At 61.9% G+C, this 23,643-nt stretch carries 17 protein-coding genes, 2 tRNA genes and 1 rRNA gene; 8 read left to right on the forward strand and 12 right to left on the reverse strand.

The window, feature by feature from the left end; genetic code table 11:
* Positions 1-222 precede the first annotated feature (222 nt).
* Positions 223-3,060: a YadA-like family protein gene (locus AC3D25_RS16745; protein WP_488889468.1), complete on the forward strand. Its 2,838-nt coding sequence runs from the start codon at positions 223-225 to the stop codon at positions 3,058-3,060.
* A 72-nt stretch (positions 3,061-3,132) separates the two neighbouring features.
* Here the strand turns inward: AC3D25_RS16745 and AC3D25_RS16750 are convergent, their stop codons facing one another.
* Complete coding sequence (locus tag AC3D25_RS16750) at positions 3,133-6,723, reverse strand: indolepyruvate ferredoxin oxidoreductase family protein (protein ID WP_488889469.1); 3,591 nt, start codon at positions 6,721-6,723, stop codon at positions 3,133-3,135.
* 353 nt (positions 6,724-7,076) lie between these two features.
* Between AC3D25_RS16750 and AC3D25_RS16755 the strand changes: the two genes are divergently transcribed.
* The gene (locus AC3D25_RS16755) at positions 7,077-7,283 is read left to right on the forward strand and encodes a hypothetical protein (RefSeq protein WP_488889470.1); all 207 of its coding nucleotides are present in this window, start codon (positions 7,077-7,079) and stop codon (positions 7,281-7,283) included.
* Positions 7,284-7,373: 90 nt separating this feature from the next.
* On the opposite strand, the gene hppD is transcribed toward AC3D25_RS16755, so the two are convergent.
* Positions 7,374-8,477 (reverse strand): 4-hydroxyphenylpyruvate dioxygenase, encoded by a 1,104-nt coding sequence (hppD, locus tag AC3D25_RS16760; protein WP_488889471.1) that lies wholly within the window; start codon positions 8,475-8,477, stop codon positions 7,374-7,376.
* 139 nt (positions 8,478-8,616) lie between these two features.
* Between hppD and AC3D25_RS16765 the strand changes: the two genes are divergently transcribed.
* Positions 8,617-9,117 carry an Lrp/AsnC family transcriptional regulator gene (locus AC3D25_RS16765; RefSeq protein ID WP_488889472.1) on the forward strand — a complete coding sequence of 167 codons (501 nt, stop codon included), beginning with the start codon at positions 8,617-8,619 and terminating at the stop codon, positions 9,115-9,117.
* Between the two features lie 99 nt (positions 9,118-9,216).
* Here AC3D25_RS16765 and AC3D25_RS16770 read toward each other — a convergent pair whose 3' ends face one another.
* The 9 genes from AC3D25_RS16770 to AC3D25_RS16810 all read right to left on the reverse strand — a co-directional run bounded on the left by AC3D25_RS16770 (position 9,217) and on the right by AC3D25_RS16810 (position 17,028).
* Complete coding sequence (locus AC3D25_RS16770; protein WP_488889727.1) at positions 9,217-9,879, reverse strand: GNAT family N-acetyltransferase; 663 nt, start codon at positions 9,877-9,879, stop codon at positions 9,217-9,219.
* Positions 9,880-10,080: 201 nt separating this feature from the next.
* Positions 10,081-10,686: a TetR/AcrR family transcriptional regulator gene (locus AC3D25_RS16775; RefSeq protein WP_488889473.1), complete on the reverse strand. Its 606-nt coding sequence runs from the start codon at positions 10,684-10,686 to the stop codon at positions 10,081-10,083.
* Positions 10,687-10,708: 22 nt separating this feature from the next.
* A complete protein-coding gene (locus AC3D25_RS16780) occupies positions 10,709-11,527 on the reverse strand; it encodes a DUF1835 domain-containing protein (RefSeq protein WP_488889474.1) in 819 nt (272 codons plus the stop codon).
* A gap of 102 nt (positions 11,528-11,629) precedes the next feature.
* Positions 11,630-12,718, reverse strand: coding sequence for a 1,2-phenylacetyl-CoA epoxidase subunit PaaE (gene paaE, locus AC3D25_RS16785; RefSeq protein ID WP_488889475.1), 1,089 nt, complete (start codon positions 12,716-12,718; stop codon positions 11,630-11,632).
* 13 nt (positions 12,719-12,731) lie between these two features.
* Positions 12,732-13,250, reverse strand: a complete 519-nt coding sequence (paaD, locus tag AC3D25_RS16790; RefSeq protein ID WP_488889728.1) for a 1,2-phenylacetyl-CoA epoxidase subunit PaaD — start codon at positions 13,248-13,250, stop codon at positions 12,732-12,734.
* Between the two features lie 5 nt (positions 13,251-13,255).
* Complete coding sequence (gene paaC / locus AC3D25_RS16795) at positions 13,256-14,056, reverse strand: 1,2-phenylacetyl-CoA epoxidase subunit PaaC (protein WP_488889476.1); 801 nt, start codon at positions 14,054-14,056, stop codon at positions 13,256-13,258.
* 9 nt (positions 14,057-14,065) lie between these two features.
* Positions 14,066-14,350, reverse strand: a complete 285-nt coding sequence (gene paaB, locus AC3D25_RS16800; protein ID WP_488889477.1) for a 1,2-phenylacetyl-CoA epoxidase subunit PaaB — start codon at positions 14,348-14,350, stop codon at positions 14,066-14,068.
* Between the two features lie 10 nt (positions 14,351-14,360).
* Positions 14,361-15,362 carry a 1,2-phenylacetyl-CoA epoxidase subunit PaaA gene (paaA, locus tag AC3D25_RS16805; protein ID WP_488889478.1) on the reverse strand — a complete coding sequence of 334 codons (1,002 nt, stop codon included), beginning with the start codon at positions 15,360-15,362 and terminating at the stop codon, positions 14,361-14,363.
* Positions 15,363-15,540: 178 nt separating this feature from the next.
* Entirely contained in the window at positions 15,541-17,028 is a 1,488-nt protein-coding gene (locus AC3D25_RS16810) for an MFS transporter (RefSeq protein ID WP_488889479.1), read from the reverse strand.
* Between the two features lie 171 nt (positions 17,029-17,199).
* Here AC3D25_RS16810 and AC3D25_RS16815 point away from each other — a divergent pair, with 171 nt between their 5' ends.
* Positions 17,200-18,453, forward strand: a complete 1,254-nt coding sequence (locus AC3D25_RS16815) for a TIGR03862 family flavoprotein (protein ID WP_488889480.1) — start codon at positions 17,200-17,202, stop codon at positions 18,451-18,453.
* A 13-nt stretch (positions 18,454-18,466) separates the two neighbouring features.
* On the opposite strand, the gene AC3D25_RS16820 is transcribed toward AC3D25_RS16815, so the two are convergent.
* Positions 18,467-19,657 carry a methyltransferase gene (locus tag AC3D25_RS16820; protein WP_488889481.1) on the reverse strand — a complete coding sequence of 397 codons (1,191 nt, stop codon included), beginning with the start codon at positions 19,655-19,657 and terminating at the stop codon, positions 18,467-18,469.
* 170 nt (positions 19,658-19,827) lie between these two features.
* Here AC3D25_RS16820 and AC3D25_RS16825 point away from each other — a divergent pair, with 170 nt between their 5' ends.
* The 4 genes from AC3D25_RS16825 to AC3D25_RS16840 all read left to right on the forward strand — a co-directional run bounded on the left by AC3D25_RS16825 (position 19,828) and on the right by AC3D25_RS16840 (position 23,412).
* Positions 19,828-21,120 (forward strand): SGNH/GDSL hydrolase family protein, encoded by a 1,293-nt coding sequence (locus AC3D25_RS16825; protein WP_488889482.1) that lies wholly within the window; start codon positions 19,828-19,830, stop codon positions 21,118-21,120.
* Positions 21,121-21,614: 494 nt separating this feature from the next.
* Positions 21,615-23,145 (forward strand): 16S ribosomal RNA (locus AC3D25_RS16830).
* Positions 23,146-23,206: 61 nt separating this feature from the next.
* Positions 23,207-23,283 (forward strand) — tRNA-Ile (locus tag AC3D25_RS16835).
* 53 nt (positions 23,284-23,336) lie between these two features.
* Positions 23,337-23,412: transfer RNA gene (locus AC3D25_RS16840), tRNA-Ala, on the forward strand.
* Positions 23,413-23,643 lie beyond the last annotated feature (231 nt).

Below are 23,643 nucleotides of genomic sequence, written 5' to 3' on the forward strand. Positions count from 1 at the left end.
TTTTATATGAATTAGTTAGGAATCCGTCTTATCGGTAAAAATTCATGTATGTCCATCTAATGAGACACCTTGTTTCAAATAGGACAAATCGTATTTGAATGATTAGGGTGACTGATTAAATTCGCGAGCCGATGTGCCATTGCGCCGGCGATTTCTATCTTGCGAGCAACGCCGGTCGCGCGCAGACGGTCCGAATTTATCTCTCAGGAATAGGCAGCGAACATGAACAAGTTCTTCAAATCGGTTTGGAATGAATCCGTCGGGGCGTGGGTTGCGACGTCGGAAAAAAGTCCGGCACGCGGCAAGCGTAGCGGACGGGCAGCGAAGGCGGTGCTGGCATCGGCGTTCATGTTCACGACGCTGAGCGCGGTCGCTAGCGGGCTGGATGGTGGAAGTTTGCAAAACAATGGTTCGGGCGTGAACAACGGCGAAGCAGTGGGCACCAGCGCGGTGGCGAACGCGGACTACGGCTCGGCATTCGGCCCGGGAGCAACTGCGGCAGGTGTGGGCGACGTCGCGATCGGCGCCGATGCGAAAGTCGATAGCGGCGCGCAAACCGGCGACGGCGGCGTGCGCGGCAGCGTCGGGATCGGCTCGAACGCCAAGGCGACGGGCGCGAGCGCGACGGCCATCGGTGGCCTTGCCAACGCAGGAAGTCAGGCTACGGCAATCGGCAGCAACGCAAACGCTAGTTCGTCGGGCTCATTGGCTTTGGGTTACAACGCGACCGCCGGCGCAAGCAGCGCCATCTCAATCGGTACGTCCAGCAAAGCAACGTTTGCCAATTCGGTCGCGATCGGTTCGAACTCTTCGACGGACCGCATGAATTCCGTGTCGATCGGCAACAGCGGATTCCAGCGGACACTAACGGCAGTCGCGCGCGGCACACAACAATATGATGCAACCAACGTCGCGCAGCTTTCCGACGTCACGGCGTTGTTCGGCGGCGGCGCGGCGGTGAACGCGGACGGCACGATTGCTCCGCCGTCGTACACGGCAAACGGCTCGACCGTCGCGAATGTCGCCGATGCTGTCGCGGCGCTCGACAGCGGCCTGAACGATCGCGTGAAGTACGACACGACGGCACACGACAAGGTGACGCTCGGCACTGCCGCCACAGCGGTTACTCTGACGAACGTCAAGGACGGCGCGCTCACTTCGACCAGTCTCGACGCCGTCAACGGCTCGCAACTCTACGCGACAAATCAAAAGGTCGATGCGCTGAGCGCCAACCTCAACGACGGCGTCAACTACGATACGACGTCGCATGACCAGGTCACGCTTGGCGCTGCCGGCACGCCGGTCAAAGTGACGAACGTCGCGCCGGGCGCGCTCGGCGCGACCAGCGTGGACGCGGTGAACGGCTCGCAACTGTTCTCGACGAATCAGGACGTTTCGAAGCTGAACACGAAGGTGGCCGACGCCGTGTTGTACGACACGACCGCGCACGACAAGGTCACGCTGGGGAATGCTGGCACGCCGGTCGCGGTGACGAACGTCGCGCCGGGCGCGCTCGGCGCGACCAGCGTCGACGCAGTGAACGGTTCGCAACTGTTCGCGACGAACCAGGATGTGTCGAAGCTGAAGGCGACGACGGCCGACGCGGTGCTATACGACACGACCTCACACAACCAGGTCACGCTTGGCGCTGCCGGCACGCCGGTCAAAGTGACGAACGTCGCACCGGGCGCGATCGGCGCAAGCAGCGTGGACGCGGTGAACGGCTCGCAACTCTTCGGATTATCGTCGAGCGCAGCAAGCGCGCTGGGTGGCGGCGCGGCGGTCAATTCGGACGGCACGTTGAAAAAGCCGGCCTACTCGCTCGATAACGGAACCTTCACCGCCGACAACGTCGGCTCGGCACTCGGCAATCTCGACGGCCGCGTGACGAAGAACACCAACGACATCAACACCTGGACGACGAACATCACGACCGGTCAGGTCGGCATCGTTCAGCAAAACCTGGAGACGCGCGTGATTACGGTCGGCGCTGCGACGAACGGCGGCGAAGTCAGCGTGGCGGGTACGACGGGTTCGCGTGTCGTGAGCGGCGTGGCGAACGGCGATATCAGCGCGACCAGCAATCAAGCAGTGAACGGTTCGCAACTGTACGGCGCGTCAGCCAGCATTGCCTCGGCGTTGGGCGGCGGATCGGTCGTCAACAAGGACGGTTCGGTTTCCGCGCCGGTCTATAACGTCGGCGGCACGCAAGTGACCGGCGTCGGCGCGGCGATCGACAACCTCGACGGCCGTGTGTCGAAGAACACGTCGGATATCGCAGGCATCAAGGGCGATGTCGCGAACGTGTCGAACGTGGCGGCGAACGCGGTTGCGTACGATTCGTCGTCGCACGACAAAGTCACGCTCGGCGGTCAGACGCCGGCCGACGGCTCCGCGCCGGACGCAGTCCAGCTAACGAACGTGAAGGACGGCGAGCTTTCCACCACCAGCACGGACGCGGTGAATGGCAAGCAGCTCAACGACACGAACTCGCGCCTCGATGCCTACGCAGGTGCCATCAACAACATCGAGAATACGGGCGTCGGTTTCCTCGCGGTGAATTCGTCGACGGCAACGGCTGCATTGCCGGTCGCGAGCGGCACGGACGCCGTGGCTATCGGCGCGAACTCGAAGGCAACGGGCAACAACTCGGTGGCGCTCGGAGCGGGTTCGGTCGCGGATCAGGACAACACGGTGTCGGTGGGCGCAGCGGGTAGCGAGCGTCGCGTGACCAACGTGGCGGCTGGACAGAGCGGTACGGACGCCACGAACATGAACCAGCTGAACGCAGTGCGCAACGAGTTGGGATCGAACATTGCCAGCGTGCAGCGTGGCGCGTACTCCGGCGTCGCAGCCGCGATGGCGATGCCGAACCTGACGCCGAGCGGTCCGGGCAAGACCGTGGTGGCGGCCGGTGTGGGCAACTACAAGGGCTACAGCGCGTTCGGCGCGGGCGCGACGTATCGTTCGCGTGACGGTGCGTGGCTCGTGAACGGCGCGTTGTCGGTGACGGGTCAGGGCGATGCCGGTGTCCGTGCTCAAGTCGGCTATGAGTTCTAAAACCTGAAGTAGCTTGAAAGAAGAAGGGCGATCCGTTTCGGATCGCCCTTCTTTATTTGCCGGAGAGAAATCTCACGCGACCTGGCGTGCTTCGCCGCCGTCGCCCGCGCGCCAACGCGTTAGCAACGCGTTCCATTTCACCCGCGCCGCGCGCACGTTGTTGTCCTTCACGTGGCCGTAACCGCGCATCGAATCGGGCAGACTCGCCAGTTCGATCGCGAGCGGCAGTTTCGGCGGTGTCAGCCCCGCCATCAATTCCGCCACCAGCGTTTCGTATTCCACGATCAACCCGCGTTCCATCTTCCGCTCGACCGTCGAGCCGAACGGGTCGAACGCCGATCCGCGCAGGAACTTCATCCTCGTCAGGACACGCATCGCGGAGAATATCCACGATCCGTATTGCTTCTTCATCAGATGCCCGTCCGCATCCTTTTTGGCGAAGATCGGCGGCGCGAGGTGAAACTTCATTTTCCAGTCGCCTTCGAAGCTCGCCTTCAGCTTGTCGATGAACGCCGGATCGGCGTAAAGGCGCGCGACCTCGTATTCGTCCTTGTACGCCATCAACTTGTGCAGGTTCCGCGCGACCGCTTCCGTCAGCGGATACTGGCCGTCGCCTGAACCGAGCGACGCTTCCTTCGCGCGCACCTGCGTCACGAGCCGCCCATAGCGCGCCGCGTAAGCCTCGTTTTGATAGGCGGCGAGATATTGGACGCGTTTGTCGATCAGCGTATCGAGTGCTTTCGGCGTATGCAGCGCGATGATCTTGCCGCCGCCTTCGTTCGTATTGGCGCCGCCTTGCGTTTTCACGAGCCGTTGCATGGCGTCCGGATCGTGCGCCGCGCGTCGTCCCCATTCGAATGCGGCGAGATTTTTATCGACCTGCACCGCGTTCAATTCGATCGCGCGCGTGAGCGATTCGTGGCGCAACGGCACCCAGCCGCGTTGCCACGCGTAGCCGAGCACGAACGGGTTCGTATAGATCGCGTCGCCGAGCAACGCGACGGCGAAGCGGTTGGCATCGACCATCGCGACGTGTTCGCCCGCCGCCGCACGGATATCGGCCTCCGCGCTCGCGCCCGGAAAGCGCCAGTTCGGGTTCTTGATGAACTCGGCGGTCGGCGTCTGCGCGCTATTCACGACCACGCGCGTGTGGCCCGGCTGCATCCGCGAGCCGCATTCGTCGCTTGCGGTCACGATCGGATCGCAGCCGATCACGAGATCCGCCTCGCCCATCGCGATGCGGGTCGCGTGGATATCGGCGGGGCGGTTGGCAATCTGCACGTGGCTCATTACGGCGCCGCCTTTTTGCGCGAGGCCGGTCACGTCGAGCACGGTGACGCCTTTTTGCTCCAGATGCGACGCCATGCCGAGCAGCGCGCCGATCGTCACGACGCCCGTTCCGCCGACGCCGGTCACGAGCACGCCATAAGGCCGCGCGATGTCGGGCAGGTCGGGCATCGGCACGGGCGGCATGGCGTCGTTCGCGACCGTCGATGCCTTCGGTTTCCTCAACTGGCCGCCTTCAACCGTGACGAAGCTCGGGCAGAAACCTTTGACGCACGAGTAGTCCTTGTTGCACGACGATTGGTTGATCTGGCGCTTCGTGCCGTATTCGGTGTCGAGCGGTTCCACCGACAAACAGTTCGACTTCACCGAACAATCGCCGCAGCCTTCGCACACGGCTTCATTGATGACCACGCGTTTTGCCGGATCCGGATACGCGCCGCGTTTGCGGCGGCGACGCTTTTCGGTCGCGCAGGTCTGGTCGTAGATCAGGATGGACGTGCCGGAAATTTCGCGTAGCACGCGTTGCACGGCGTCGAGTTCGTCGCGATGGTGGACCTCGATGCCCGGCGCGAGGCCGACGTTCGCCGCGTACTTTTCGGGTTCATCGGTGACGATCACGATCTTCGACGCACCTTCCGCCGCGAGCTGATGCGTGATTTGCGGCACGGTGAGCACGCCGTCCACCGGCTGGCCGCCGGTCATCGCGACGGCATCGTTGTAGAGAATCTTGTAGGTGATGTTCGCTTTCGACGCGATGGCCGCGCGAATCGCGAGCAGGCCGGAGTGGAAATAGGTGCCGTCGCCGAGGTTCGCGAACACGTGTTTGTCGTTCGAGAACGGCGCCTGGCCGATCCACGCGACGCCTTCGCCGCCCATCTGGCTGAACGTGCTCGTGCTGCGATCCATCCAGACAGTCATGTAATGACAGCCGATCCCGGCCATCGCGCGCGAGCCTTCCGGCACGTTGGTCGACGTATTGTGCGGACAGCCCGAACAAAACCACGGCTTGCGCTCGGCTTCGACGCGCGGCTTCGCCAGCGCTTTTTCCTTCGCTTCGATCACGGCGATGCGCGTCGCGATTCGCGCGCGCACATCGGACGGCAGGTCGAATTTGTCGAGCCGCGTCGCGATCGCCTTCGCGATGATCGCCGGCGACAGTTCGTAGTGCGCCGGCAGCAGCCAGTTGCCCATCGGCACCGACCACTCGCCGCCCGCGCCGTCTTTCTCGTCGAATTTGCCGTACACGCGCGGTCGCTGCGCGTCCGGCCAGTTGTACAACTCCTCCTTGATCGCGTATTCGAGAATCTGGCGCTTTTCCTCCACCACCAGAATCTCCTCCAGCCCGTGCGCGAACGCGTGCGCGCCCTGCGCTTCGAGTGGCCACACGCAACCGACCTTGTACAGACGAATGCCGATGCGCGCGCACGTTTCATCGTCGAGACCGAGATCGGCGAGCGCCTGACGCACGTCCAGATACGCTTTGCCCGCCGTCATGATGCCGAAGCGCGCGTTCGGCGCGTCGATTTCGATCCGGTCCAGTTTGTTCGCGCGCACGTAGGCGAGCGCGGCGTACCACTTGTAGTCGAGCAGGCGCGCTTCCTGAACCAGCGGCGGATCGGGCCAGCGAATATTGAGACCGCCGGCGGGCATCGTGAAGTCGTCCGGAATGACGATTTGCGTGCGAAACGGGTCGATATCCACCGACGCCGACGATTCCACCACGTCGGTCACGCATTTCATCGCGACCCAGAGGCCGGAATAGCGGCTCATCGCCCAGCCGTGCAGGCCGAAATCGAGATATTCCTGAACATTCGACGGAAACAGCACCGGCAAGCCGCACGCCTTGAATACGTGTTCGGACTGGTGCGCGAGCGTCGACGATTTGGCCGCGTGATCGTCGCCCGCGAGCACGAGCACGCCGCCGTGTTGCGCCGATCCGGCCGAGTTGCCGTGCTTGAAGACGTCGCCGGAACGGTCCACGCCGGGGCCTTTGCCGTACCACATCGAGAAAACGCCGTCGTATTTGGCGCTCGGATACAGGTTGACCTGTTGCGATCCCCAGACCGCCGTCGCCGCGAGATCTTCGTTCACACCGGGCTGAAACACGACCTGATGCGCGGCGAGATGCTTCTTCGCCTTCCAGAGCGACTGATCGAGACCGCCAAGCGGGGAACCGCGATACCCGGAGATGAATCCGGCGGTGTTGAGCCCGGCGGCGTGATCGCGTTGTTGTTGCAGCATCGGGAGGCGAACCAGCGCCTGGATGCCGCTCATGTACGCGCGGCCGCGTTCGAGCGTGTATTTGTCGTCGAGCGTGACGGAGGTCAAGGCGGCTTCTAGCGAAGCTCTTTGTTCTGCGTCTAGCGGGGCATTCATTGTGTGTACTCCTCACCCGGGGTTTGGGATCGCCAAAGCATTTCTCAGGCCGCCGCGTCTTGTGAACGCGTTGGCCGGGACTTTGAGTGTGCCAAGTTGGCGGGCTTCCCGGCACTGGTAAAAACCCGTTGAAAAACCGTGACTTAGCGTTCTCTTGCGTCGTCCAACACTTTCAGGGTGTTTTATTGCGCGGCGCGATGTTACAAGCTGTAAATCTGCTCGCGGCTCGGGAACTGGCCCGGACAATGCTGTCTAAATGTCCGCTTGCGCAATTCCGCGTACCAGTTCGGAGTCACGCTTAAAAAAGCAGCACTAGCCGTACACAAGCAGCACGTTGTCAGAAGGAGAACACGATGAAACAACGCCATATCCAGAGTTTCCTGGTGGTATCGGCCGCATTTTTTGCGATGAACGCCGCGCCGATCCGCCCCAATTCCAGCCTTTCCAGCGCCGCCGCCACACCCGTTCAGCAGGCCGCGCAGACGCGCACGAGCGTCGCCGATGCCCGCAGCCGTCGGGAATCCGGCGCGGTCGGCTCGACCGACGAGTCGGCTGTCTAAACCGCCCGCGCTCATGTTCCGAGCATGAGCCGCCAGAATAGAAAAAGGCGAGGATCTTCCGATCCTCGCCTTTTTGATTTTTGGACGCGCTCAGTTCGCCGTGGTGTCTTTCAGCACGCCGCGCCGCATCTGATCGAGTTCGATGGATTCGAACAGCGCCTTGAAATTGCCTTCGCCGAAGCCCTGATTGCCCTTGCGCTGAATGATCTCGAAGAAGATCGGACCGATCTGGTTTTCGGTGAAAATCTGCAGAAGAATCTCATTCGCTTCGCCATCGATAAGAATCTTCCGCTGCTTCAACTCGGCGACTGATTCACCATGATTCGGCACGCGACGATCCACGAGCTCGTAATACGTGTCAATCGTGTCGAGCAGCGCGATTTTCGAGGTGCGCAGGCCATCGACCGTGCTGCAAATATCGTCGGTGCCGAGCGCGATGTGCTGAATGCCTTCGCCGCGATACGCATCGAGATACTCCTGAATCTGGCCCGCCGTGTCCGAGCCTTCCTCGTTGATCGGAATGCGGATTTTGCCGCACGGCGAACTCATCGCCTTCGATTTCACGGCCGTCACTTTGCCTTCGATATCGAAATAACGCGCCTCGCGGAAATTGAACAGGCGCTCGTAGAAATCCGCCCATTCGATCATTCGGCCGCGATGCACGTTGTGCGTCAGGTGATCGATATAAGTCAGGCCGTGGCCGAGCGGATTTTGATCCGCGCCGGGGATCGGCTCGAAATCGACGTCGTAAATGCTGATATCGCCGATGCTGCCCGGCGCCGCGCCATTCTTGCCGCGCCAACGATCAACGAAATAAATGAGCGAATCGCCGACGCCTTTGATAGCCGGGATGTTCAGTTCCATCGGGCCGGTCTTGTTGTCGAAGCCCCACGCGCCTAAGTCGAGCGCGCGCCGGTAGGCCTGGCCCGCGTCCGCGACGCGGAAAGCGATGGCGCAGATCGACGGTCCGTGCAGGCGCGCGAAGCGTTGGGCGAACGAATCCGGTTCGGCGTTGATGATGAAGTTGATGCCGCCCTGACGATACAGCGTGACGTTCTTGTGGCGATGCCGCGCGATGGCCGTGAAGCCCATTTGCTCGAAAAGTTTGCCGAGCGCGACCGGATCCGGCGCGGTGTATTCGATGAATTCGAAACCGTCGGTGCCGACGGGGTTGTCCCAGCCCGGAATGCTCATGCGTGTCTCCTGCCGCTCGAACGCGGAAATTAATGAGATGAGTGTAATCAGGCGGCTGGGAAGAATGCTTGCGAAGTTAATCGTTGTTGGCTAGGCTGACGCAAGTTTCTGCTGCTCACCAGGAAAAAGGAGGCAGGGAATGGCTGAAATTGAACTCGACGCGATCGACCGCAAGATTCTCGCGATTCTGCAGGAGAACGGCAGGCTGTCGAATCAGGAGATCGCGGATCGCGTGAGTTTGTCGCCGAGTCCGTGTTTGCGCCGCATTCGGCGGCTAGAAGAGGACGGCGTGATTCGCGGCTACGTCGCATTGCTCGATCCGATCAAGCTCGGCCTCGGGCTGCTCGCCTATGTGAATGTGCGGCTGGAAAAGCGTGGCGGCGAAGCGTCGGCGCTGCATTCGCGCCCGAAGACGCACGCCGAATTGTTCCGCGAGGCCATTCGGCTCTGGCCGGAAGTCGTTGCGTGCGACGCGATGACCGGCGAAATGGATTATCTGCTGCGCGTTCAGGTCGAGGACATGGCGCATTTTTCGCGTTTCGTGCAGGACCAGTTGCTGCATCACCCTTCAGTGATCGATGTGAAGACGAGTTTTTCGCTGGAGCGGATCAAGGAGACGACGGCGCTGCCGCTGCTTTGATTCCTCGCGCTTGACTCGTGCGGCGCGCGACAGAAATGAAAAAGGACGATCTATGCCGTCCTTGGTTGGTCCCGCTCGCAGCGCATACCCCGCGCTGTCTTAGGCGGCGTCTGCCGTGGGCATGAACGCCGTGAACATTTGCGATGCGCGGCGCGCTTGCCGCTTGATCGCGTAATCGAAAACCGCTGCTTGCTCCTGCAGCATTTCCGCGATGATGCTGGTGTGATCGGCGGGCGTGAGCGAGAGATAAGCGTCGGCTTCGCCATACGCGTACTCGATCTTCATGCCCGACTTCTTCGCGATGTGCATCATCGTGGAGTTGCGCGACAGGCAGTGGATGTAAAGCGTCGTGACATGCGTATTGCGGCTGCGAATAGCGGCGCGTTCAAACAATTTCGAGCCGATGCCGCGTCCGCGCGCGCTTTCCAGCACCGACACACCGAACTCCGCCGTGCGCTTGTTGCCTTCTGCGGGCAAGTAGGCCAGATGGCCGACACCGGCCAGTTGCAGATGTTCGTCGAATACGCCAAACACGGTGTCGCGAGAAAAATCGATATTGCGGACGTAGTTGTCGATCACGTGATCCGGCACGATTTGGCCGAAGCGCAGGAGCCGGTCGTCTTCGTCGAGCGCGAGGAAATGCGCGAGCAGGCGTTCACGGTCGGCCGACGTCAACGAGCGAACGAGGACCGTCGAGCGGCCCGCTTGCGTCAGCGGCGTGGCGCCCGCGACGATAGGCGCGGCGGCGCGTTGAATGGTCATGTTCACGAGGTTCTCCTTGATTCGTCGGCGGCATGGTGCACCGCAACGCGAATTTTAGCCGATCGAGCTAATCGGCGTTAGGGAAAACCCGTAATTAGGAATTGAGGACAGCGTCTAAATGATGCGTTTATCTATTTGAATCAAAGGCTTGTGCGGATTGCGACAAAACAACGCGCAGCGCCTCCAGAACCGTTATGAACCTCAATTTGCACCGTTCAGACCATTTTCGATCACATCCACCACCTGCTCCGCGAATTCCCGATAGCCGAGTTTTCCGCCCGGTTTGAGCCAGGTGAAGGTCCAGTTGATCATGCCGAACACCATCATCGTGAGCGCGGTCTGGTTCTCGCGCGTCGCCCGTTCCGGATAGGCGCGCGCGAGTTGTCGGGAGAACGCGGCGACGATATCGCGCTGACGGCCGAGCACGATGTCGCGCTGTGCGTCTTCGAGGTATTTCACGTCGTTCAGCAGCGCGACGTGTCGGCTGTGCGACGTCTCGTATTCCGCCAGAAACGCGCGCACGAGTTCCGCGAACGCTTCGCGCTCGGACAGCCCGCGCCGCTGGCTCGCGCCTTCGACCTCGGCGATGATCAGCATCAGCCGCTTGGTGTAGCGGTCGAGCAGATCGAAAAGGATCGCTTCCTTGCTGGCGTAATAGTGATAAAGCCGCGCCTTCGACGTGCCGCTCGCCGCGGCCAGATCGGCCATGGACGTGCTCGGATAACTCGTCTGCGCGAATTTGGCGGCGGCGAGTTCGAGAATCTGCTCGCGCTGGGTGTCGTGATCGGGCGCTCTTGTTCGGGCCATTGAGTGTGGAAATGTCGTGCGATTAGTTGGACGGACGGCGCAATTCGCCATCGAGCAAGCCGGTCGGCGCGCCGCTCAGCGATCCGCGCAATTCGAGGCGGCCAGCCGCGACCAGTTCGCGGCAGCGCCAGAACGCGACCGAGTCGCTCACCATGAAGCCGAAGCTGCCCGCCATGATACGTCCGGCGATTTTTCTCGCAGGTTGCCAGTCCGGTGTGGCGAGATGGACCACCGCTTCGTCGATTTCCGCGTAGACGCCGGAGACGAACGTGTTGTCGCGCCAGCGGCGCGTTTCGCCGTTGGCCTGCTTCGCTTCCTGCCATTCGAGCGCGAGGCGGCTGATCCGCAACACGGAAATGGGCGCGGCGGTCGGGATTTTCGTGAGCAGTTCGTCGGCGGTGAACATGCCGACGGCGGTCGATCCGTCGTTGCGTCCGCGAGTGGTGTCGTCGGCGCCGCTCAAGTCGCGTTCGGACAGCTTCGCCTCGTTCAGCCGCTGCGGCGTATTGCGCAGATGGTAGGCCACGCGGCGCAGCGTCAACTGGTCGGCTGCGCTCTGGGCGTGCCAGACCACGACTTGAGAATCGTCGCGTGCCAGTTGCGCGAGAAGCGCGTCCTGCGCGCGGATTTCGGCGGCGAAATCGAGGTCCGGCGCATCGATCACGTGCTGCCAGAAGACGGCGCGGGTGTCAGGCGAAGGCGTGTCGTCGATGCCTTTCAGCGGGCCGATCGCGAGATCGTCTTTCAGCGCGATCACGCGTTCATCGCGGCCTGCGAGCCGCAGCGCGTCGAGCAGAGTGGCGGCGGCGTGGTCGCCGTTGGTAACGTGGATTGTGCTCATTGATGAAGAAAGGCAAACAGAAAGGGCCGCTCGAAGGAAGCGGCCCCTAGTGTAAGCGAATCGACCCGGCGCTAAACGCCGTTTGCAAGCTGCGTTGCGCGCCTAGCGTTCGTCGTAACTTACGACGACGCGCTCGCTCACCGGATGACACTGACACGTCAGCACGAATCCATCGTCGATTTCATGCTGCTCCAGCGTGAAATTCTTCTCCATTGTCACCTCGCCCTCGAGCACCTTCGCGCGGCACGTGCAGCACACGCCGCCCTTGCACGCGTACGGCAGCGCCAGGCCGGCTTTCAGCCCGACATCGAGCACGCTCACGCCCGCGTAGGGCAGGCGCAGCTTGCGCTTCTTGCCGTCGATAATCAGTTCCAGCTCGGCGGCGGGCGTCGTGTCGGTGATCTCGATCGGCGGCACGCCCGCCTGCGGCAGCGGCGAGCCGAAGCGCTCGACATGCACCTTCTCCGCGCTAAGTCCCGCCGCCTTGAACGCGCTTTCGGCGGCATCCATCATCGGGCCGGGACCGCAGATAAACGCTTCGTCGATGTCGTCGGCGGGCAGCAATGTGGCGAGAAACGCGCGGCATTTTTCCTCGTTCAGCACGCCGTTGAACAACTCGACGTCCTGCAAATCGTCCGACAGGACGTGATACAGCGAGAACCGGCTCATGTAGCGGTTCTTCACGTCTTCGAGTTCCTCGGCAAACATGATCGCGTCGACGCTTCGGTTGCCGTACACGAGCGTGAAACGGCTGGTCGGCTCGGTTTCGAGCGTCGTCTTGATGATCGCGAGCACCGGCGTGATACCCGATCCGCCCGAGAACGCCACGTAATGCTTGGCGTGATCGGCGTTCAGATGCGTGAAAAAGCGGCCATCGGGCGTCATCACGTCGATTTCGTGGCCGGGCTTGAGCGTATCGAACGCGAAGTTCGAGAATCGCCCGCCGCGCACGCGCTTGATGCCGATCCGCAATTCGCCGTCGCGATCGTAGTCGGTCACGCCGACGCAAATCGAATACGAGCGGCGCGTTTCTTCACCGTCGATATGCGTTTTCAGCGTCACGAACTGGCCTTGCGTGAAGCGGAACGCGTCGCGCAAATCGGGCGGAACGTCGAACGAAACCGTCACGGCGTCGGCGGTTTCCGGACGCACGTCGCGGATTCGCAGCGGATGGAATTGCGGAGTCGCCATGGTCGCGATCGTCTCAATAAGGTTTGAAGTAGTCGAACGGCTCGCGGCAGTCGATGCACCGATAAAGCGCTTTGCACGCCGTCGAGCCGAATTGCGCGAGACGCTCGGTGTGCGCCGAGCCGCAGCGCGGGCAGGCGGGTCGATCGACTTGGCGCGGCACGAAGCGGATCGGCTTTTCGAGCGGCGCGCTTTGGCCGCACTGGCCGGCCGGCGGCGCGATGCCGTAGGCGCGGAGCTTCTCGCGGGCGGTGCCGGTCATCCAGTCGGTCGTCCACGCGGGCGCGAGCACCGTTTCGATCCGATGTTTCGTGAAGCCGCTGACATCAAGCGCATGGCCGATATCCTCGGCGATCTGGTCCATCGCCGGGCAGCCCGAATACGTTGGCGTGATGACGACTTCAAGCGTGTCGTCGGCGGCGCGGCGCACGTCGCGCAGAATGCCGAGTTCGCGGATCGACACCACGGGAATTTCCGGGTCCGGCACCGTTTCGAGCACGGCCCAGACGCGTTTCAACGACGAATCGGCGCGCATGTCGATCACCACGATGCGCCCGGATGCTGACGCGCGAGGCTCTGCATTTCGGCCAGCAGATAACCCATGTGCTCGGAATGCTCGCCGAGCTTGCCGGTCGTCACATGTTGTCCTGCATCCGGCAGACGCAAGGTGGCTTCGGCGAGCGTCGCTTCGACTTCCTCGCGCCACGCGGCCTCCAGATCCTGCGTCAACGGGCCGATACGTTCCGCCGCTGCCGCCCGCTCCACGTCGTCGGTCGCGAAAAATTCGCGCGTGTACGGCAGCAAATAGTCGAGCGCCGCCTGCGCCCGCCGATGCGATTCCTCCGTGCCATCGCCGAAACGCACGAGCCATTCGGCTGCGTGATGCAGGTGATAGCGCGTTTCCTTGATCGACTTCGCCGCGATGGCCGCGAGATGCGTGTCGCTCGACGCCTTGAGCGCCGTCCAAAGCGGGTTCATCAGCGCGGAGTAGAGGAAGTTGCGCGTGACGGTGACCGCGTAATCGCGTTCGGTGCGCGCCGTGCCCGCGAGCGGGCCGAAATGCGGCAGTTCGACGAGCGTGTAGTTGGCGAACTCGCGCTCGTTGCGAAAGTACGCGTAATCGTCCTCGGTCTTCTTCACGCCGGTGAGTTGCTGGTCGAGCGTCGCGGCGTGCGCGTAGAGCAGCCGCGCCTGTCCGATCAAATCGAGCGCGATGTTCGCGAGCGCGATGTCCTCTTCGAGCACCGGGCCGTGGCCGCACCATTCGCTGTTGCGCTGACCGAGGATCAGCGCGTTATCGGCGAGGCGCAGCACGTAGTTCAGATGTGCGGACGTCGTCATGGCGTGCCCTTACATGTGATTGATTTCGTCGGGCAGCACGAAGAAGGTCGGATGACGGTAGATCTTGTCGCCGGCGGGCTCGAAGAGTTCTTCCTTGTCGGCGGGATTCGACGCTGTGATCGCCGACGACGGCACCACCCAGATGCTCACACCTTCCTGACGCCGCGTGTACACGTCGCGCGCCATGCGCAGCGCGCCCGGCGCATCCGGCGCGTGCAGGCTGCCGCAATGCTTGTGATCCAGCCCCTGCTTGCTGCGCACGAAAACTTCCCAGATCGGCCATTCCTTGTTCATCGTTCTCTCCTTATGCGGCTTGCTGGCGAGCCCGGGCGGCTTGCTTTTCGGCATGCGCGAGCGCGGCGTCGCGCACCCACGCGCCTTCGTCGTGCGCTTTCACGCGGGTCGCGAGCCGCTCCTTGTTGCACGGACCGTCGCCATTGACGACGCGCCAGAATTCTTCCCAGTCGATCGCGCCGTAGTCGTGCGCCTGCCGTTCTTCATTCCACTTCAGGTCCGGATCGGGCAGCGTGACGCCGAGAATGCGCGCCTGCTCGACGGTCGCATCGACGAATTTCTGCCGCAGATCGTCGTTCGAAATACGCTTGATGCCCCATTTGAACGACTGGCCGCTGTGGATCGAATCCTTGTCGCTCGGGCCGAACATCATCAGCACGGGCCACCACCAGCGGTTTATCGCCTGCTGAACCATCTCGCGTTGCGCGGCGGTGCCTTTCATCATCGAGAGCAGCGCGTCGAAACCTTGCCGCTGGTGAAATGACTCTTCCTTACAGATGCGGATCATCGCGCGCGCATAGGGGCCGTAAGTGCAGCGGCAGAGCGGGATCTGGTTCATGATCGCCGCGCCGTCCACCAGCCAGCCGATCACCCCGACATCGGCCCAGGTCGGCGTCGGATAATTGAAGATGCTCGAATACTTGGCTTTTCCCGCGTGCAGCGCGTCGAGCAACTGATCGCGCGAAACGCCCATGGTTTCCGCCGCGCTATATAGATAGAGACCGTGGCCGCCTTCGTCCTGCACCTTCGCGAGCAGAATGGCCTTGCGCTTGAGGCTCGGCGCGCGGCTGATCCAGTTGCCTTCCGGCTGCATCCCGATGATCTCGGAATGCGCGTGCTGCGAAATCTGGCGGATCAGGGTCTTGCGGTAAGCGTCGGGCATCCAGTCCTGCGCTTCGATCTTGCCGTCGGCCGTCATCACAGCGTCGAATTTCGCCTGATCGGGGGAAATGGCCGACGGGGCATCGATGGGCTGGACGTTGCCGGGAATATCGAGGGATTGCGTATACATGACGATCGCTCGCTCAGGAGATAAGGCGGGTTGCATCGGTTTGGCGATTATAAACCGACCGGCCGGTCGGTTTATAAGTATTTTTGAGACGAGCGAAGTTCGCTGGCGCGCCGCGTGCGAGCACAAAAAAAGCCGCTTCTAATCAGGAAGCGGCTTTTGGGAGGACGCGGTGAACGGTTCAGCGTGGCGACGTTGCCGGAGCGAAATCCTCAGCATCGACGTCATAACCTGAAGGTTCCCAGCGAATCGACAGCAACGCGATCAGCCCGGCGAGCGGCGCAATAGCGATGATCCAGAACACTTTTGTGTGGAGCGTGGCGGCCAGCACGGGGAACAGAAAGAGGGACACGGTCGAACTCGTTCGCATCAGCGTCTGGTTGAAGCCCACGCCGACACCGCGAAGCGAGGTCGGATAGCTGAGCGACGCGAACGTCATGCTGTGGGAACCCGGCCCGAAGCCTTGTCCGAGCAGGAACGCGGCGAGCAGCGCAATCGCCGTCGCCACTTCCGCGCCACCCGAGGGCTTGCCGACGAGCGCCAGGCCAACCAGCGCGATCAACTGGAACGTGTAGCCGAGCACGGTCAGTTTCCACGCCCCGACTTTCGGCACGGTGCGCACCGCGATCAACCCGCCGACAAACGCGAAACACAGGTTGAGCACGAGCGACGCGAGAATGGTCGTGAGCATCGACTGCGCGAGGAAGCTCGAAATAATGACCGGCAGCCCGAACGCGACCGCGTTATACGCGAACGACGACGCCACCGCGATCACCGTCGCGAGCACGGTGCGTCGGCGATAGACGCCTTTCAGCAGCGCGCCGTAGTTCGCGAACGTCGCTTTGCGCGGCTTCGGTTGCAAGTTCGTGGCGAGCGCGGCCGGATCGACTTCCGCGTCGATCCCGTAGGAGCGCCGGAGAATCGCCGCCGCGCCTTTCAGATCGCCCTGATTCGCGGCCCAGACCGGCGACTCGCTCATATACCGGCTGCGAATCACGATAATCACGATCGCCGGCACCGCGCCGAAGCCGAGAATCAGCCGCCACAGCAGCCCGGAATGGCTTTCCGGCAGCACGGAATAGAGCGCGAGCACGAGCAGATACGACACGCTGATGGCCGCGTACCAGGTCGGACACCACATCGAAATGCGGGCCGCCTTGTTGCCGCGACCTTGGAGCCGCGAGAATTCCGCGAGAAACGCCATCGCCACCGGCAAGTCGATCCCGACGCCCAAACCCATCACGAAGCGCGCGCCACCGAGAACCCATGCGTTCGGCGCGAGCGCGCAGGCGATCGCCGCGACGACGAAAAAGAACATATCGGCCATGAACACGCGATACCGCCCGATCCGGTCGGTCAGGAAACCGCCGATAAACGCGCCGACGATCGCGCCGAACGTGATCGCCGAGGCGACGAAACCGGTGCCGGTCGGCGTCAGCGAGAACTCGCGCGCGATGTCCTTCACGCCGAACGCGAGCGCGCCGAGGTCGTAGGCGTCGAGGAAAACGCCGCCCAGCGCAATCGCGACGACCACGCGCGCGTCGCTGCCGATGGCGGCGCCGCGGTTCACGAGGTTCGACACATCGGCGGCGCTGCGGATCAGCGCGCGTCCGCTGGAATCGGTGGAAAGCGGCGCGGTGGCGCGCTCGGGTGCAAGGGAAGCTGACATGGAAACCGTAAAAAATGATGAAGAAGCAAGGAATCGCGCGATCCTACTGGCGCGGGGCCGCCGCGCCAAATTCATTTTCGTAATTTGATGAGTGACGGAGGAGCGGCACGGGTGTGCGGCTTGGGCCGAGCGGATGCGACAATGCCGCCTTGATATTCCGAGCGTTCCGCCATGTCCTTGTCAGCCGCGTCATCCAAACCTTGCGTTGTCGTTGTCGGCGGCGGTCCCGCCGGACTGATGGCGGCGGAAGCGCTCGCGGCGGGCGGCGCGCAAGTTCACGTCTACGACGCCATGCCGTCGGTCGGCCGCAAATTTTTGATGGCCGGCAAGGGTGGAATGAATCTGACGCATTCCGAACCGGCCGAACCATTTCTCGCCCGATACGGCGCGCGTCGCGAACAAATTGCGCCTTTTCTCCAGCGTTTCGACGCCGATCGGCTGCGCGCGTGGGTACACGATCTGGGTGTGGAAACGTTTGTCGGCAGTTCAGGGCGCGTATTTCCGACCGACATGAAAGCCGCGCCGATGCTGCGCGCCTGGCTGCATCGGCTGCGCGATCAAGGCGTGCAGTTTCATATGCGGCATCGGTGGATCGGTTTCGACGGCAACACGCCGAAGACGCTGCTGTTCGCCGCGCCCGACGGCGAAACGCGCGTGCAAGCCGACGCGGTCGTGCTCGCGCTCGGCGGCGCGAGTTGGCCGCGATTGGGCTCGGATGCCGCGTGGGTCCCGGAAATCGAAGCGCGCGGCGTACACGTGCAGCCGTTCCAGCCGTCGAATTGCGGGTTCGAACTCGACTGGAGCGAGCATTTCCGCAGCCGTTTCGCTGGGGAACCGCTGAAATCGGTGATGCTTGGGCTGACCGACGCGGATGGCGCGATCGACTGGCGCGTCGGCGAGTGTCTGATTACGGCGAGCGGGATCGAGGGAAGCCTGATCTACGCGCTTTCCGGGCGGATTCGCGAACAGATCAACGCTGCCGGGTCGGCTGAAATCCTGCTGGATCTCACGCCGGGGTTGTCGATCGAGCGCGTGACCGACGAACTCGCCCGTCCGCGCGGCCCGCGGTCGATGTCGAGCCATTTGCAGAGCCGTTTGAATTTGAGCGGCGCGAAGGCCGGATTGCTGCGCGAAGGCGCGAGCAAGGAAGATTTCGCCGATCCCGCAAAGCTTGCGCGAAAGATCAAGGCGTTGCCGCTGCGCGTATTGCGCCCGCGGCCGATAGCGGAAGCGATCAGCAGCGCGGGCGGCGTCGTGTTCGAATCGCTCGACGCGCGCTCGATGCTGACCGCGCTGTCGGGCGTGTTCTGCGCGGGCGAAATGCTCGACTGGGAAGCGCCGACAGGCGGTTATCTGCTGACGGCGTGTCTGGCAAGCGGATTGGTAGCAGGCGAAGGCGCGCTGGCCTATCTAGCTGAAAAATAAGCCAGCGCTGCAATCAAGCGGCGACGAGACGCCAAAGCGACGTCACTTCCTTCGATCGCGCGGCGTGGAGCGGATCGGTTTTATCGGCGGCGCGCGGATGATGCGGACGAACGTCCATCCGGCCGTCCACCTTCAGTCCCGCCGCGTCGATCCACTCCTGCAATTGCGCGCGCGTGCGCAGGCCGAGATGCTCAGCGAAATCGGAAAGGATCAGCCAGCCTTCGCCGCCGGGCGTCAGATGCGCGGCGAGGCCGTCGAGAAAGGCGCGCAACATGCGGCTTTCCGGATCGTAGATGGCGTGTTCGATCGCCGAACTCGGCCGCGCCGGCAGCCACGGCGGATTGCACACGACGAGCGGCGCACGGCCTTCGGGCCACATATCCGCCTCGATTACCTTCACCTGCTTGCCGAGCGCGAGCCGTTCGATGTTGTCGCGCGCGCATTCGAGCGCACGCGGATCGATCTCGGTCGCGATCACTTTTTCCACGCCGCGCTGCGCCAGGAGCGCCGCCAGCACGCCGGTGCCGGTGCCGATATCGAACGCGAGCGAGCGCGACGGCAGCGGCTGGTCGTCCACGAGCTTGATGTACTCGCCGCGAACCGGCGAAAACACACCGTAATAAGGATGAATCCGCGCGCCCAGTGCCGCGATTTCCACGCCCTTCTTACGCCACTCGTGCGCGCCGACCAGCCCGAGCACCTCACGCAGCGACACGACCGAAGCGCCGTCCGCCGGACCGTAGGCTTCCTCGCACGCTTCCTGCACGGCGGGCGCGCGGCGCAGCGAGATTGCATAATCGGCATCGAGCGGCAAGAGCACCATGGCGAGCGTGCGCGCCCGCTGCGACTGGGCGAGGCGGTGCATGTTGAACAGATCGACCGGCGCGGGCGCTTCCTTTTCCGCTGCCGATTTGCTGGCCTTCGCGGCCTTTTTCGCCTTGCGCGGGTTCTCGTCGATACGCCGCGCGATCGCCTGCAGCAACTGGCGCGCGTTCTGGAAATCGCCGCGCCACAGGATGGCGGTGCCTTCGCTCGCGAGGCGATAGGCGGAATCGGCGGTCATTTGATCGTCGCCGATCACGACGCGCTTCGGCGGCGCGTGGCCGCTTTCCGAGCGCCAGCGCGCGGCGCGGCTTTCGCCGTCTTCTTCCCAGTGAATCTGGGACGGCGCGCCGTCGGCGCTGTTGGAATTCTTCGAATGCATGCTGGATAAATACCGGAACAAAGTTGGGGCCGACAAGCGGACTGCCCTCCATTCTGAGGCCTTTCGCGCGCCCGGCCGGTTTCGGTACGCGAAAAAGCCGCTCGCTCGCCACCGTGACCACGCGGTCCGATCAGGCACAATCGACGTTTTCTCAGCCCGACCATCGACGAATGAAGCTCCGAGCCCTTGCTTTTGCCTGCGCGACCGCCGTTCTCGCCCCGTTTGTTTCCATCCCGGTCAGTTTCGCCGCCGACGCGCCGAGTGTGCCAAGCGCGCCAAATTCAGACCGCTGGGTCGCCGCTTGGGGCACGGCGCTCCAGTCGATCCCCCAGCAAGCGGATCTTCCCGTGCTTTATCGCGCGCCTGAGATCGAGGGGCGAACTGTGCGTCAGGTGATTTATCCCGCACTGGACGGGCATCGCACGCGCTTGCGCCTGAGCAATGTCTACGGAACCACGCCTTTGGTGATCGAATCGGTGCATCTCGCGCGCGGTGCAGGCGCCGCCGCGACGAAGCCGGGCAGCGATCGCGCGGTGTCGTTCGACGGCCGGCCGGGCGTGACCATTCCGCCCGGCGCGCAAATCGACAGCGACCCAGTCACATTCGACACGGCCGCGCATCAGCCGGTCGCCGTCAGCATCTATATAGGAAAGGGCCAGAAACTGGCCGCGTGGCACCGCGTCGCGAGCCAGACGAACTACGTGTCCACACCGGGAAATCACGCTGACGACACGTCGCCCGCCGCGTTCCGCACTCGCTTCACGCAGTTCGCGTGGCTCACGAGTGTCGCGGTGGACGGCGAATCGGCGCGCTCGGTGGTGGCAATCGGCGATTCGATCACCGACGGCATGCGCTCCACGCCGAACGCCAATCGCCGTTGGCCGGACGCGCTGGAACGGCGGCTGGCCGAGAAGGGCAATACGCAGACGGCGGTGATCAACGCCGGAATCAGCGGCAACCGGTTGCTGAGCGGATCGCCGTGTTACGGCGACGCTTTGCTGAACCGGTTCGAGCGCGACGCCTTGCGCCAGCCGGGAGCGCGGGCCGTGATCGTGCTGATCGGCATCAACGACATCAATTTCGCCGCGATGCCCCCGCACGCTGGCCTGGACTGCGACGCTCCGCATACGGCCGTGACGGCGGATGCTCTGTTTCGCGGCTATCAACGATTGATCGCGCAAGCGCACCAGCGCGGAATAAAGATATATGGGGCCACATTGACTCCGGCGTCGTTGCCACCGGATCGCGAGGCGATCCGCGTCGCGGTGAACGAGTCGATCCGGTCGAGCCGCGCGTTCGATGGCGTGATCGATTTCGACCGCGCGCTTCGCGATCCAGCGCGGCCGGACGTGCTCCAGCGCCGTTTCGACAGCGGCGATCATATCCATCCAAACGACGCCGGCTACGCGGCGATGGCGGAAGCGGTGCCCATCGACGACATTGCCGCTTTCAAGGCGCATTGATGGAAAAGGCGGGCGGCGCGCCCTGAAAATTATTTTCTTCATACCCTTGTCATCGGCGCCTGCTTCACCTACTATTCGTCTCCTCGTTTCAGTACGAGGGCTGCGAAAGAAACAGGCGGCCTCCAAAGTCGGCAAGTTTGGAAGCGAAAGCGAAAAAACTTGTTGACGGGGAGAAAAAGATTCTTCATAATCTCGTTTCTCTGCTGCAGATGCAGCGACGCAAAAAACGAAGTGCGGAGGCGGTAAGCCGAAGCGGTTCGGGCGACTAAGATAGGCGCCAAGTTTTGCGAATGTTCTTTAAAAACTAACAGCCGATAAGTGTGGGCGCTTGATAGCGATGTTGGACCGGATTTTCGGATCTGGTTTGAAGCGAAAGTATCAAGTCTCACACTAGTATTAAGGTAGGTTTTGAGTATCGAAAGATAAGCAGGATCTGTCAGTACGTTGAGTGAGCGACCGGTTCTTAACTGAACCGAAAAACAGTAACAGGCATTGAACTGAAGAGTTTGATCCTGGCTCAGATTGAACGCTGGCGGCATGCCTTACACATGCAAGTCGAACGGCAGCACGGGAGTAATCCTGGTGGCGAGTGGCGAACGGGTGAGTAATACATCGGAACGTGTCCTGTAGTGGGGGATAGCCCGGCGAAAGCCGGATTAATACCGCATACGATCTACGGAAGAAAGCGGGGGATCTTCGGACCTCGCGCTATAGGGGCGGCCGATGGCAGATTAGCTAGTTGGTGGGGTAAAGGCCTACCAAGGCGACGATCTGTAGCTGGTCTGAGAGGACGACCAGCCACACTGGGACTGAGACACGGCCCAGACTCCTACGGGAGGCAGCAGTGGGGAATTTTGGACAATGGGCGAAAGCCTGATCCAGCAATGCCGCGTGTGTGAAGAAGGCCTTCGGGTTGTAAAGCACTTTTGTCCGGAAAGAAAACCTCTTGGATAATACCTGAGGGGGATGACGGTACCGGAAGAATAAGCACCGGCTAACTACGTGCCAGCAGCCGCGGTAATACGTAGGGTGCGAGCGTTAATCGGAATTACTGGGCGTAAAGCGTGCGCAGGCGGTTCGTTAAGACAGATGTGAAATCCCCGGGCTTAACCTGGGAACTGCATTTGTGACTGGCGAGCTAGAGTATGGCAGAGGGGGGTAGAATTCCACGTGTAGCAGTGAAATGCGTAGAGATGTGGAGGAATACCGATGGCGAAGGCAGCCCCCTGGGCCAATACTGACGCTCATGCACGAAAGCGTGGGGAGCAAACAGGATTAGATACCCTGGTAGTCCACGCCCTAAACGATGTCAACTAGTTGTTGGGGATTCATTTCCTTAGTAACGTAGCTAACGCGTGAAGTTGACCGCCTGGGGAGTACGGTCGCAAGATTAAAACTCAAAGGAATTGACGGGGACCCGCACAAGCGGTGGATGATGTGGATTAATTCGATGCAACGCGAAAAACCTTACCTACCCTTGACATGGTCGGAACCCTGGTGAGAGCTAGGGGTGCTCGAAAGAGAACCGATACACAGGTGCTGCATGGCTGTCGTCAGCTCGTGTCGTGAGATGTTGGGTTAAGTCCCGCAACGAGCGCAACCCTTGTCCTTAGTTGCTACGCAAGAGCACTCTAAGGAGACTGCCGGTGACAAACCGGAGGAAGGTGGGGATGACGTCAAGTCCTCATGGCCCTTATGGGTAGGGCTTCACACGTCATACAATGGTCGGAACAGAGGGTCGCTAAGCCGCGAGGTGGAGCCAATCCCAGAAAACCGATCGTAGTCCGGATCGCAGTCTGCAACTCGACTGCGTGAAGCTGGAATCGCTAGTAATCGCGGATCAGCATGCCGCGGTGAATACGTTCCCGGGTCTTGTACACACCGCCCGTCACACCATGGGAGTGGGTTTTACCAGAAGTGGCTAGTCTAACCGCAAGGAGGACGGTCACCACGGTAGGATTCATGACTGGGGTGAAGTCGTAACAAGGTAGCCGTATCGGAAGGTGCGGCTGGATCACCTCCTTTCTCGAGCTCAAGACGTCAACGTTGAGCGCTCACGCTTATCGGCTGTAAGAAGACAGGCTAAGGGTCTGTAGCTCAGTTGGTTAGAGCACCGTCTTGATAAGGCGGGGGTCGTTGGTTCGAATCCAACCAGACCCACCATGACACGCGAAACGCAATGCGTGTTGTGCGGACCCTCAAGCGACATGGTAATAGGGGGATTAGCTCAGCTGGGAGAGCACCTGCTTTGCAAGCAGGGGGTCGTCGGTTCGATCCCGTCATCCTCCACCAATCTTCAATGCACAGGGTTTGCCATTCGGGTGAATGGTTTTGAATCTTGTGCATTGGCGATTGAGCCAGTCAGAGGATATTAATTATTTAATATCGGCTGCACGTTCTTTAACAATCTGGAAGAAGTAGTAAAGAGATTCACGAAAGCATACTTAGAGATGGGTGTGTGAGTAGGTGGATCAGGGTTGTGATTGTATCAAAGTATGAAAAGGTAATCGAAAGATTGCTTTG

The sequence above is a fragment of the Caballeronia sp. SL1002 genome, from assembly GCF_057814995.1.